A 12,100-nucleotide genomic window follows, 5' to 3' on the forward strand; every position below is an offset into this window, starting at 1 on the left:
ATGCCTGGTCAGAAGTTCACGCCCACTATGCCGCCCAGGGCTCCCAGGATCACGCCGGCTGCCAGCCTGAGCAACCAGGGCCACAACGAGAACGTGGCTCCGAAGAAGAGCAGCCCAATGATGAGCACGATGAGGGTGAACAGGACCCCGGTCACCGCCCCATGCGCCAGGCCTCTTGCCCGGGCCCGTTGCCCAGCCACGAAGCCGGCTACCAGAGCCCCGATTCCCCCCATGACGTCCATGATGATCCGGGTGGCGCGGTCACCCAGATCCACCCACAGTAAGACCACGGCCAGGACGCAGAGCAGCAGCAGGGTCACCAGCAGTCCCGATATCGCCCCCCGGATCACCCCGCCCACGGCCCAACCTGCCTCTTCTTGCCTTACCGGGCGCATGTTTTCACCCCCCGGCCCGGTAAGGTATATGAACGCCGTTCTGCCCTTATGCCGGGTAACGTCTGAAAAACAGGACAGGGGGAGCCCGGGACTCCCCCTGGGCCTTCCGGCTGCCTGCGGCCCGACTCACCTGTCCTCCGGGAAAGGGCCCGACAGCGGCAGGCAACGGTCGGGCTTCAGCCACCCTGCCGCTCATTCTGCCGCTCGTTCTCCCGTTCCCCCCGGCGAGCCAGGTTCGCCTCGGCGTAGCGCACCATGCGGCGCACCATCTGACCTCCGATGTGGCCAACTTCGCGGGTGGTCATGTCACCCCACCCGCGTCGCTCCACGTCGTCGGCCAGACCGAGGTCCTGGGCCACCTCGTACTTCAGCCGGTCCAGCCCGCGCCGTGCCTCGGGAAGCACGATCCGACGCCTCCGCGGCATGGGCGCCCTCCTTTCCGCCCTTCCGGCGCCGGCGGCATTATTAGCATGAGCGGAGTCGGGGCCGTTATGTAAACAGCTTGCCCCAAATCTGACAGAACTTCTCGCGGCTTCTTTCAATCTGCATTTCCACTTCTGTGCGAACGCCGCTGCTTTCGGGTCCGAACGGCTCCTGGCCAGAAAGGGGCAGGCCGGCCAGGGCGGCGACCGTGGCCGCCACGCCCCAACCCATCCCCTGCCGGCTGTACCCGCCTTCCAGGACCATCACCAGGGGTGCTCCCAGGCTCGCCGCCAACTCCTTCGTACGTGAGGACAGGGCCCAAAAACCCGAGGCGGTGACATCCATGTCTCCCAACTGGTCGGCGAAATGAGCGTCGTACCCCGTGGAAACAAGTACCAGTTGGGGATGGTAAGCGTTCGCCAGGGGGACCAGCAGCCGGTCGAATGCGAGCAGATACTCCTCATCGGTGCTCCCATGAGGAAGAGCTACGTTCACCGTGTACCCGAGCCCGGCTCCCGTCCCGCATTCATCCCAGGACCCGGTGTAGGGGTAAAACGGGTACTGATGCCAGGAAAAGTACAGAACGCCGGGGTCGGCGTAAAACGCATCCTGGGTGCCGTCTCCGTGGTGGACATCCCAGTCCAGGATTAGTACGCGCTCGAGGGCGAACCTCTGCCGCGCCCACAGGGCGCCTATCACCACGTTATTGAAAAAGCAAAAGCCCTTGCCCAGAGCGGGTCCGGCGTGGTGGCCGGGAGGACGCACCAGGCACAGCGCGGAGGGGAACTGGCCCGTGCAGGCGGCCTCGATGGCCCGTAGCACCCCACCCACAGCCAGCAGGGCGGCGCGGTAGGTTCCTGCCGAACCGGCCGTATCCAGGCAAAAGAGGCCTCCCCCCGCACGAGAAAATGCCTCCACGCGGGCTATGTACCGGGAGTCGTGAAAGAGGGCCACCTCTTCCGGTGTAGCCGTGCGCGGGGCGACCAGTTGACACGAATCCCACAGGCCCATGTCACCCAGCTTTTCCACTGCCCACAGCAGGCGCTCGGGGCATTCGGGATGGAACCCCGTCTCGTGTTCCAAGAAGCGTGGGTCGTACACCAGCCCTACCCTTTGCAACGCTTTTCGCCCCCCAACGGTGCCCCCTCACCTGTGAGACGGCGTGGGCGGAGGGATCGTGGCCGCGCGCTCATAACCAGGGTGCCGGTTCCTGACTTCCCAGGTTCCACTCCCGCATGCTCTCCACCAGGCCGTGGTGGGTGAGGTCAAGATGTACTGGTGTCACCGAGATGAGGTTTTGCCGCAGGGCCATCACATCCGAATCTCCGGGCTCCTCCCCGTCTTCGGCCTCTCCGGTGAGCCAGTAATACACCCTGCCGCGGGGGTCCACCCTGCGGTCGAACATGTTCCGGTAGTGCCGTACTCCCAGGCGGGTGATGGCCAGCCCCGCGATCTCGTGAGACTCAAGGGGGGGGACGTTCACATTGAGCAGCACCCCAGCTGGCCACCCCCGACGCAGCACTTCCCGGGCCAGGCGGTGAGAGAAGCGCGCGGCCACCCCGTAGTCGCCATCCTCGTAGGCCGCCAGGGAAACGGCCAGGGAGGGCAAACCCAGGATGGTCCCCTCTATGGCAGCCGACACGGTCCCGGAATAGAACAGATCCGAACCCAGGTTGGGACCGCGGTTCACCCCGGAAATGATCAGGTCGGGAGGACGTGGCAGAAGTGCCCCGACCGCCAGCTTAACGGCATCGGCGGGTGTACCGCCCACCGACCACCCCTTCACCAGGCTGCCCGGGAATACCACCTCTTCCACCATGAGGGGGCGGAAGAGGGTGATAGCGTGACCGGAGGCAGAACGCTCTTCCGCGGGGGCTACCACGTACACCTCGCAGTCCTCCTGCTTTTCCCATACCTCCCGCAGGGCGCGCAGGCCAGGGGCAAAAATACCGTCGTCGTTGGTGAGCAGGACCAGCACCGGTCACCACCTCGCCAGGCTATGATATACTGCCCCGAGGAGGCGAGACAAGGTGCAGGTTGATGTTACCTTCCGTGCCCAGGATATCGAACCCCAAGTGGTGCACGACTCCTGGGCGGTAGTAATCGACGTGCTGCGGGCGACCACCACCATCACCACCGCCCTGGAAGCGGGATGCCGGGCGATCGTCCCTGCCCTCGAGCCAGAGGAAGCCAGATCCCTTGCCGCCAACTGGAATCGCGATGGTCGCACGGCCCTGCTCGGAGGAGAACGGGGATGCCGGCTCATCCCCGGCTTCGATCTCGGCAACTCGCCCCAGGCCTACCGCCCGGAGCGGGTGGGCGGCCGGGTGGTTTTCTTCACCACCACCAACGGGACCAGGGCCCTGCGCCGTTGCCGGGCTTCCCGGGTCACCCTGTGCGCGTGCCTGCGCAACGCAGAGGCCGTGGTGGAATACCTGGTCGAGCACAGGCCGGCCCGGGTGCTGCTGGCGTGCTCGGGCCGGGAGGGAGGGGTGGCGCCCGAGGACGTGGCGGTGGCGGGATTGCTGGCCGGCCGGCTGGCCCAAAAGGGCGCATGGCTCCTACCCCGAGCGCACGAGGCCACCCGTCTCACCGCCTCCGTGACCGACTGGTACACCTTCTTTGCCGGTGTCCCTGCTGGGCAGACCTTGCTCGAACTGGGCTACCACGAGGACGTCTCTTTCTGTGTCCAGCTGGACCGGAGCCGGGTTGTTCCCCGCTACCTGATGGGAGTGGTCATGCCGGCGCGCCGGTCAGGCGCTGGTGGGCGCACTTGAGCTTTTCCCGGATGGGAAGCTGATACGGGCAACGGGTCTCACATTCGCCGCAGCCGGCACAGGCGTCCGCCTGCGGGGCCACCGATACATACTGCTGGCGGGCCCATTCTTCCTGACCATAGCGGGCGAAGCACCCGTCCAGGCGAAAAATGCCGGGGATGTTGATCCCCGCCGTGCAGGGGAGGCAGTACCCGCACTGACGGCAAAACTCCAGGCCCAACTCTCGGCTGCGTAGCCAGAGCTGGTCCTCTTCTTCGGGCGTGAGAGGGTGGGGGTGGCAACCCACCTCCACGTCAGTTTCCACCTCAACCACGGTTCCCATACCGGGGACGGCAGAAGCAACTGCCTGTCCCAGGCAGTAGCGGAGGGCGAGCGGGGCATACTCTTTGAGAGCTCCCCCCGCCAGCGGCTTCATGGCCAGCACCCCTATATCATGCTCCCGGCAGTACGGGAGCAGCGTTTCTTCCGCCCCGTATATATGGCGGTCCACGATGTTGACGGGGACCATCACCACTTCGAATTCCTCCTCCCCCAGCATGTGGAGTAGCAGATCGGGCCGGTGGCCGCTTATGCCCAGGTGGCGCACCTTTCCTTCCTCACGGGCGTGCCGGAATGCCTCCAGGGCCCCCCCCGGACCTTTGATAGCCTCCCATTTGCTCAGTTGGTCCACCGAGTGCAGCATCCACACGTCCACGTAATCGGTCCCCAGCCTGCGCAGGCTCTCCTCCAGGTGCTCCCGGGCCAGGGCAGCGGAGGTGGCCTGGGTCTTGGTGCAGATCACCACCTGATCCCGCACCGTGCGCAGGGCCCGGCCGATCTTGTCCTCGCTGGCGGACACGGGCAGGTCAGCCCGTTCGTAGGCGCGGGCAGTATCGTACAGGGTGACCCCCAGATCGAATGCGCGCCGCACCACCCGCTCCGCTGCCTCATCCGGAGCAGTGATAATGGGGATGCCCCCGAACCCGATCACGGAAACCCACAACCCGGTCCGACCCAGCCTGCGCTTCTGCATTTCCTTCCCCAACCCCCTGCAATCGGGCAATCGGCTTTCTCCCGGCGAACCCACGGTGCGCAGGAACGCTTGCTTCGGCATGCGAATTAGCTAAGAGGAAAGAAGGAATCCGCCCTTGGAAACGTTAGGACTCGCTGCCGCTTTCGTCGCCATCATCGTCCTGGGTGCGCTCCGTGCCCGCCTGTGGATCACCATGACGGTTGGCACCGCCATCCTCCTCCTGGGAGGGGCAGGGCCCCCGGGATCTGCCCTGGTGACCACCCTGAGAGCAGCAGTGGATCCCGCTACCCTGGAACTGGTCTTGACGGTGGCCCTGATCATGCTGCTGGCGGGACTGCTGAAGAATTCCATCCTGCTTGGGCCCATGAGCAGGTCCCTGGCAGGGATGTTGCGCAGCGACCGGCTGGCGTTTGCCCTGGTCCCCGGCATCCTGGGCTGCTTGCCCGTACCGGGCGGGGCAGGTTTGTCCGCCCCCATGGTGGACGGGCTGGGGGAAACCCTGGGTATGTCCCCGGCCCGCAAGGCAACCGCCAACGTGCTCCTGCGCCACGCCTGGTTCTTCGTGTTCCCCTTCAGCCCCTCTCTTATCCTGTCCGCCCACCTCTCCGGCCTCACCGTGTCCGCCATCATCGCCCGGCAGTGGCCGCTCACGGTGCTGGCCGTCCTCACCGCCGCCCTGCTCTTCCTGAGCGGATCCGCCGGAGATAGGGCCCCGTACCGTCCCTGGGGACGGGAGGCCCTTGACTTCCTGGCAACCGCCTCGCCCATCTTTGTCAGCGTGGCCCTGTTCTTGGGAGCAAGGCTGCCGCTGCCGCTGGCGCTGAGCGTGGGAATTGTCTTCGCCTGCCTGGTGGCCTGCCACCGCGGTACTTTCCAGTGGAGAATCCTGCGCATGAGCGCGGACTGGGAAATGCCCCTTGCCACGGAACTCATCATGATCTTTGCCGCCCTGGTGCGGGAAACCCCGGGGCTGGCTACGCTTATCACCGCTGCCAGCGCCCGGGCACCCCTGGCAGCCATCATGCTGGCGTCGGTACTGACGGGGTTTCTGACCGCCAACCCGGTGGCGGGATTGGGCATCGCCCTGCCGGCGCTTTTGCCCATGGTGCCCATGGGTCAGGACCCAGGGGCGTACGTTTGCCTCATCTTCGGCCTGACGTTCCAGGCCTACCTGGTTTCCCCCCTGCACATGTGCCTGATCCTCACCAACCGCTACTTCGAGGTGAGCCTGGGCCAGGCGTACCGTTACCTATTGCCCCCGGTAGCCCTGAACGCGGCCGGCGTCATCCTCCTGTTCTTGCTCACCAGGTGATGAATGCCCCCTCAGGGCGGGGGCGGCCCCGGCAGGTCCATGGTGAGCAAAAGTTGCATCATGGAGGCGTTCTTGGCCGCCTGGCCGGCGTGGCAGTTGTTGAACAGGACGTAGGTACGTTCCGCCTGGACCGCCATATTACGGATCCGGGGAACCCAGGACTTTAGCTCTTCTTCGGAATACAGGTAATCGTAGCGCTCCCAGGCGTGCTCGTGCTTCCACCACTTTTGGGTGTTGCGTCCGTGGAAACGGACGTAGGTCACGGGCGCGGTGACCCAGGTGATAGGGGGCATCAGCCCCTTCAGGCGGGGTTCGTCCACGGCACAGAAGCCCAGCCCCGCCCGAGTCAGGGCCTGGCGCGTGTCCTCGGATATCCACTGGTTGTTGCGGAACTCCACCACCAGGGGAAAGTCGGGCAGCAATTCGGGCAGGCCTTCCACCAGGGCCCGGTTGGCCGGAGCAGGGCCAAAACTCCAGGGAAACTGCACCAGCACGCATCCCAGCTTGCCCGCATCTATCACGGGCTTCAGGGCGGAAGCGAACTGGCGGCAGAGGGAGCGCAGTTCGGAAGGGTCCTGCGGCCGCTCGTGGGTCATCTCCCGGTAGGCCTTCACACAGAAGGTAAAGCCCGGCCCCGTCTTGCGCTCGATCTGGGCCATGGTGCGGGGGGAAGGCATGCGATAATACGTGAAGTCCAGTTCCACCACCGGGAAGTGGCGGCTGTAGTAGGTGAGCATATCGCGGGCGGGCAGGTCAGCGGGATAAAAGGGACCCCGCCAGTCCTCGTAAGAAAAGCCGGACGTCCCCACCAGGATCAACCCTGGGGCCATGTCCACGGCTCATCAACCTTTCGCCAGGACACGATTTCTTCCTCGGAGAAGAAGAGGCCCACCTCACGGGTGGCCGTCTCCTCGGAATCTGACCCGTGCACCAGGTTGTGGCCCACGTCCAGGCCCAGGTCACCGCGGATTGTCCCTGGGGCGGCCTTACGGGCGTCGGTGGCACCCATGAGGTTGCGTACCACGGCCACCGCCTCGGGACCTTCCCACACCATGGCCACCACCGGGCCTGAGGTGATAAAGTCGATCAATCCGAGGAAAAAGGGCTTTCCCCGGTGCACCTCATAGTGACGCTCGGCCAGGTCGCGGGTAACCCGCATCATCTTGAGGCCCACAAGCCGCAACCCTTTCCTCTCCAGGCGTGATATGACTTCACCGACCAGCCCCCGGTGTACTCCGTCGGGCTTGACCAGAACGAGTGTGCGCTGCAACCCCAATCCCCCTCCACATCGACTATTCGACCAGAGAAGCCACCGTGGGCGCATCCAGCCGCTCGATGACAGCTACCAGCAGTTCGACCGCCTTCTCCAAGTCCTCGCGGTCGATTATGCCGGTGTGGCTGTGGATGTAACGGCAGGGTACGCCGATGACCACGCTCGGGACCCCGGCGGCGTTGATGTGGATGCGACCGGCATCCGTGCCACCTCCCGGCATGGCGTTCACCTGCCAGGGGATGCCCTCTTTCTCGGCCGTTTCGATGACCAGGTCGCGCAGGCGGAAATTGGGAACCATGGAGGCATCGTACAGGATGATGCTGGGGCCACCTCCCAGCCTGGCCTGGGCCTCGTGCTCTGCGATCCCGGGGGTATCGCCCGCGATATCTACCTCAAGGGCAAAGGCCACGTCCGGGTTCACCACGTGGGCGCTGGTGGTGGCACCCCGCAGGCCCACTTCTTCCTGGACCGTGCCCACCCCGTACACCGTGTTGGGATGACTGCGCGTCCGGAGACGCCGCAGCACCTCCACGAACATGGCGCATCCCACCCGGTCGTCCCAGGCCTTGGCCATCAGAAAGCGCCCGTTCTTCATCACCTGGAACGGGGAATCGGGCACCACCGGGTCCCCAGGCCGGATGCCCATCCTGGTGGCTTCTTCTCGCGAAGAGGCCCCCACGTCGATGAACATGTCCTTCTTCTCGACCATCTTCTTGCGGTCGTCAGGGCTCAGGAGGTGGGGCGGCTTGGCGCCGATGATCCCGGGGACGTCTCCCTCCCTGCCTTTGACCAGCACGCGCTGGGCCAGCATCACGTGCTCCCACCATCCCCCGAGCGTCTGGAACCGCAGGAAACCCTTCTCGGTGATGTGGGTCACCATGAATCCCACTTCATCCATGTGACCGGCCAGCATCACCCGCGGGCCGGAAGCCTTTCCTTCCCGGCGGGCGATGAGGCTGCCCAGCCGATCCTGCTCGATCGCCTCGCCGGCGAGGTAGGTCCTGAGTACTGCCCGCACTTCGTGCTCGAACCCAGGCAGACCGGTAGCAGCGGTGAGGTCCCGCAAAAGGTCCAGCATGACATTTCGCCCTCCTGCAACATCGACTTCGTGGCACGATGAGTGCCCTTCAAACTTCGTATTGCCGGTTATGTAACAGCAGCCCTACGGCACCGCCGCCCCGCGCGCCGTAGGGCCACCAGTGTGCGGATCCTTGCTCCCTTTGCGCTTGCGTCTAGGGCGCAAGATTTCACCGTCCTCCTTGTAATCGCCCCTGCCTGCTCACGATCCTGCCGCCACGGCCGCGGGTTGTGCCGCGAACAGTATACCCCGCTTGCTTTCGGTGGCGGTCATGTGGGACGCCCGGAACTGGGCCACTATGAGGTCGCAGGCCAGCCAGGGGTCTACGCGTTCGCCACAGGTGAAGACGTCTACCGCCGCATACCCGAGTTCCGGCCAGGTATGGACGGCCAGGTGGGATTCGGAGATCACCACCACGCCCGAAACTCCCTGTGGACTGAACTTGTGGAACACCGTTTCCCGTATCTCTGCACCGGCTTCTTGAGCCGCCCGAACCAGGATACGTTCTACGGCTTGAACGTCATCGAGGACGTTCGGGTCACAACCGTAGACTTCCGCCAGCACGTGACGGCCCAGGGCTTGCATCTCATTCCCAGCCCCCTTTCGGCAGGTCTCCCAAACATGGGAACGGCCCCCGGGGGAGCGGCCCGGCAGCCAATTCCACGATGATTTTAGCAGACTAAGAGGGGGTGTCAACTGCAATCTTTACCGGATTGGAAAGCACCCCCACCCCCTCGATCTCCACCTCGACCAGGTCGCCAGGCTCAAGGGGGCCGATCCCCGCCGGAGTGCCTGTCAAGAGCACGTCCCCGGGCTCCAGGGTCATGATCCCGGAAACGAACGAAACCAGCTCGGCCACCGGAAAGATGAGATCGCGGGTGTTCCCCTGCTGGCGCACCTTTCCGTTCACGCGGCAAACCACCTGCAGGGCCGCCGGGTCCAGCCCGGGCACCACCCACGGCCCCAAGGGGCAAAAGGTGTCGAAGGACTTAGAACGCGTCCACTGCCCGTCCTTTTGCTGCAGGTCGCGGGCGGTTACGTCATTTCCGCAGGTGTATCCCAGCACGTAATCGGGGGCCTGCCCCACCGCAACCCTCTTCGCCCGCCGTCCGATCACTACGGCCAGTTCTGCCTCGTAGTCCACCCTCCGGGACACGGGGGGTAACAGAATGGCCGCACCCGGTCCGATCACCGCCGTGGCTGGTTTGACGAACAGCACCGGTTCCTCCGGAAGCACTGCTCCCACTTCGTGGGCGTGGTCCCGGTAGTTCAACCCCACCGCTACCACTTTGCCCGGTTCCACCGGGCATATCAGCTCGGCCTCGTCGGTCCCTATGTACGGCAGTCTGGAGGGGCGCCCGCCCTCCCCCCGTAAGAAGGAGGCCCATTCCGGGCGGTCCCAGGGCCACCGGCTCCCGGCCAGGTATATGCGGTCCTCTACCATCAGCCCGTAAAAAATGCCCGCCCCCGTGCTGACGCGCACCAGTCGCTCCTTTACGCCTTCCGTCACCACGCGTTCCCCCAAATGCCCCGAATATAATGAAAGATGGTCGGACCGCCGGGATTTGAACCCGGGACCCCTACCACCCCAAGGTAGTGCGCTACCAAGCTGCGCTACGGCCCGACCTCGTCTTGATTATAAAGGATAGCGACCGGGAACGCAACCGCGCTGCGGGCTTATGCCCGCGGCTGGGGCGACCACCGGCGACACCTGGCGACACGCCCCTGGCCATCGGAGCATGGGGGCGACCAGAAGTCGCCCCCTTCTGCCTCATTATATGTGCGTTGGGTCAGACATGCCCACCGGGCTCAACGGACGGCTTCTTTTAGGGCCTTGCCCGGTCGAAACACGGGCACCTTGCGAGCCGCGATCTTGATTTCCGTACCGGTCTGTGGGTTACGGCCCTTGCGTGCCGCCCGCTTGCGTACGGAAAAAGTACCAAAACCCACCACCGAAATCTTGTTCCCTGCCGCCAGGCCCTCCGTCAACGCCTCGAACAGCGCCTCCACGAAACGGGCCGAGTCCTTCTTGGTGAACCCGGTCTTCTCGGCCACCTTATCGACCAGATCAGCCTTGGTCACCGTCGCACCTCCTTTCAGATTCAGTTCCCGCGCCCTTTTCCGACGGGGTATGATATTCGACAGTGATGCGGGTTTTCCTTTAAGACGCGCCCTGCCGGGCTTGACAACCGGTGGTCTGCCGTGGACGGCAAGCCCGGGCGACACCCGCAAGGCAGAGGCCAGCACCGGCGTGATCGGTACTGGCCCCATTCGTTCGGCTGGCACCCCCTATGGCCGAGGAGGCCTTCGGGTGCTCACCGCGCAAGCACAAGCGGCCTGGTTACAGGATGATGCAGATCAGGCCTCCCGTCCCTTCGTTCACGATGCGGGTCAGGGTCTCCTGCAGCTTGGCCTGAGCGTGCTCGGGCATCCGGTAGAGCTTGCTCTGCATCCCCTCCCGGACCAGCTGTTCCAGGGACTTGCCGAAGAGGTGGGCCTGCCAGATCTTCTGGGGCTCATCCTCGAACTGGACGAGCAGGCTGCGCAGGAGTTCCTCGGACTGCTTCTCCGTTCCGATGACGGGCGTGATCTCGGTGTTGACATCGGCCCTGATGAGGTGGATGGAGGGCGCCGTGGCACGCAACCTCACCCCGAAACGGTTACCCTGCCTGATGAGTTGGGGCTCTTCGAACTTCATGTCTTCGAAACGGGGCGGCACCACCCCGTAGCCGGTCTGCCACAGTTCCTGCAACCCCTCTGCCAGCTTGTCGTACTCCCGCTTGGCGTGCGCCAGTTCCTTCATGGCCCGGACCAGGTCGTGCTTTCCCTCCATTGTGTAACCCGACATTTCCTGCAGTACCCGGAAGAAAACGTCCTCGCGGGCAGTCACCTGCAGGCTGGCCCGGCCGGTGCCCAGGTCCAGGGCTTCCAGGGTTACGTCGGCCACGAAGTCGGCCTGGCGAAGGCGCAAGATGCACGGGTCAACGTCGCGCACACGCCTGACACCGGGGATCACTTCTTCTACCTTTTCCGCGAACTTACGGTGCAACCAGTGTTCGCGCCCCAGTTCTTCCACCCAGCGCGGTAGCCTGACGTTCACCTGGGTGACGGGGAACTCGTACAGGGCCTGCTCCATGATGAGGTACACGTCGTCGAGCTCCATGGTGGCGGCATTGACGGGGACCACGGCCACGTCGTACTCGGCCTCCAGTTCTCCGGCCAGATCCTGGGTTACGGGGTCTTCCGGGTGGGTGGAGTTCAGGACCACCAGGAAAGGCTTCCCCAGCTCCTTGAGTTCGGCCACCAGGCGCGCCTCCGGCTCGGAATACGCGGATCGGGGCAGGTCCACCACGGAGCCGTCGCTGGTAATGACCAGGGCCAGGGTGGAATGCTCGGTAACCACCTTGCGGGTTCCCAACTCCGCCGCCTCGGGGAAGGGAATGGGCTCCTCCACCCAGGGGGTCTGCACCATGCGGGGGACGCCGTCTTCCTCATACCCGAGAGCGCCGGGGATCGGGTAGCCGGGGCAATCCACCATGCGCACTTTCATGGTGACGTTCTCCCGCAGGTTTACCTGCACCGCCTCGTCGGGGATAAACTTGGGCTCGGTGGTCATCACCAGGCGACCGGCCCCTGCCTGGGGAAGTGCGTCGATGGCGCGCTCGCGGTCATGGGGGTCCTGGATGTGGGGTAACACCAGGAGCTCCATGAACCGCCGGATGAACGTGGACTTTCCCGCCCGCACGGGACCTACCCCGCTGATGTAAATCTCTCCCCCCGTGCGCTCGGCCATATCCCGCAAAATATCGAACTTCTCCATGGCCCTTTTG

At 64.8% G+C, this 12,100-nt stretch carries 14 protein-coding genes and 1 tRNA gene; 2 read left to right on the forward strand and 13 right to left on the reverse strand.

Annotated elements, in window-relative coordinates; translation table 11 throughout:
• Positions 1 to 8: 8 nt before the first annotated feature.
• The 4 genes from AB1446_02640 to surE all read right to left on the reverse strand — a co-directional run bounded on the left by AB1446_02640 (position 9) and on the right by surE (position 2,796).
• Positions 9 to 395 (reverse strand): TIGR04086 family membrane protein, encoded by a 387-nt coding sequence (locus AB1446_02640; GenBank protein MEW6545804.1) that lies wholly within the window; start codon positions 393 to 395, stop codon positions 9 to 11.
• A gap of 176 nt (positions 396 to 571) precedes the next feature.
• Positions 572 to 820, reverse strand: a complete 249-nt coding sequence (locus AB1446_02645) for an alpha/beta-type small acid-soluble spore protein (protein MEW6545805.1) — start codon at positions 818 to 820, stop codon at positions 572 to 574.
• Between the two features lie 64 nt (positions 821 to 884).
• A complete protein-coding gene (locus AB1446_02650) occupies positions 885 to 1,937 on the reverse strand; it encodes a histone deacetylase (GenBank protein MEW6545806.1) in 1,053 nt (350 codons plus the stop codon).
• A 70-nt stretch (positions 1,938 to 2,007) separates the two neighbouring features.
• Positions 2,008 to 2,796: a 5'/3'-nucleotidase SurE gene (gene surE, locus AB1446_02655; protein ID MEW6545807.1), complete on the reverse strand. Its 789-nt coding sequence runs from the start codon at positions 2,794 to 2,796 to the stop codon at positions 2,008 to 2,010.
• 52 nt (positions 2,797 to 2,848) lie between these two features.
• On the opposite strand from surE, the gene AB1446_02660 reads away from it, so the two are divergent.
• On the forward strand, positions 2,849 to 3,595 hold the full coding sequence (locus AB1446_02660) for a 2-phosphosulfolactate phosphatase (GenBank protein MEW6545808.1): 747 nt from the start codon (positions 2,849 to 2,851) through the stop codon (positions 3,593 to 3,595).
• On the opposite strand, the gene AB1446_02665 is transcribed toward AB1446_02660, so the two are convergent.
• The gene (locus AB1446_02665; GenBank protein ID MEW6545809.1) at positions 3,555 to 4,607 is read right to left on the reverse strand and encodes an aldo/keto reductase; all 1,053 of its coding nucleotides are present in this window, start codon (positions 4,605 to 4,607) and stop codon (positions 3,555 to 3,557) included. The genes AB1446_02660 and AB1446_02665 overlap by 41 nt on opposite strands.
• A 115-nt stretch (positions 4,608 to 4,722) precedes the next feature.
• Here AB1446_02665 and AB1446_02670 point away from each other — a divergent pair, with 115 nt between their 5' ends.
• A complete protein-coding gene (locus AB1446_02670) occupies positions 4,723 to 5,919 on the forward strand; it encodes a DUF401 family protein (GenBank protein MEW6545810.1) in 1,197 nt (398 codons plus the stop codon).
• Positions 5,920 to 5,930: 11 nt separating this feature from the next.
• Here AB1446_02670 and AB1446_02675 read toward each other — a convergent pair whose 3' ends face one another.
• The 8 genes from AB1446_02675 to spoIVA form a co-directional block, all read right to left on the reverse strand.
• A complete protein-coding gene (locus tag AB1446_02675; protein ID MEW6545811.1) occupies positions 5,931 to 6,749 on the reverse strand; it encodes a DUF72 domain-containing protein in 819 nt (272 codons plus the stop codon).
• The gene (gene ndk / locus AB1446_02680) at positions 6,734 to 7,189 is read right to left on the reverse strand and encodes a nucleoside-diphosphate kinase (GenBank protein MEW6545812.1); all 456 of its coding nucleotides are present in this window, start codon (positions 7,187 to 7,189) and stop codon (positions 6,734 to 6,736) included. Before ndk ends, AB1446_02675 begins: the two co-directional genes overlap by 16 nt.
• A gap of 22 nt (positions 7,190 to 7,211) precedes the next feature.
• Positions 7,212 to 8,270 carry a M42 family metallopeptidase gene (locus tag AB1446_02685; GenBank protein MEW6545813.1) on the reverse strand — a complete coding sequence of 353 codons (1,059 nt, stop codon included), beginning with the start codon at positions 8,268 to 8,270 and terminating at the stop codon, positions 7,212 to 7,214.
• Positions 8,271 to 8,471: 201 nt separating this feature from the next.
• Positions 8,472 to 8,855, reverse strand: coding sequence for an adenosylmethionine decarboxylase (gene speD, locus AB1446_02690; protein MEW6545814.1), 384 nt, complete (start codon positions 8,853 to 8,855; stop codon positions 8,472 to 8,474).
• Positions 8,856 to 8,949: 94 nt separating this feature from the next.
• Entirely contained in the window at positions 8,950 to 9,780 is an 831-nt protein-coding gene (locus tag AB1446_02695) for a fumarylacetoacetate hydrolase family protein (protein MEW6545815.1), read from the reverse strand.
• 37 nt (positions 9,781 to 9,817) lie between these two features.
• Positions 9,818 to 9,894: transfer RNA gene (locus tag AB1446_02700), tRNA-Pro, on the reverse strand.
• 185 nt (positions 9,895 to 10,079) lie between these two features.
• The gene (locus tag AB1446_02705) at positions 10,080 to 10,352 is read right to left on the reverse strand and encodes an HU family DNA-binding protein (GenBank protein ID MEW6545816.1); all 273 of its coding nucleotides are present in this window, start codon (positions 10,350 to 10,352) and stop codon (positions 10,080 to 10,082) included.
• A gap of 259 nt (positions 10,353 to 10,611) precedes the next feature.
• Positions 10,612 to 12,090: a stage IV sporulation protein A gene (gene spoIVA, locus AB1446_02710; protein ID MEW6545817.1), complete on the reverse strand. Its 1,479-nt coding sequence runs from the start codon at positions 12,088 to 12,090 to the stop codon at positions 10,612 to 10,614.
• Positions 12,091 to 12,100 lie beyond the last annotated feature (10 nt).

The organism is Bacillota bacterium, assembly GCA_040757085.1.
Taxonomy (GTDB): domain Bacteria; phylum Bacillota; class Sulfobacillia; order JACIYH01; family JACIYH01; genus JACIYH01.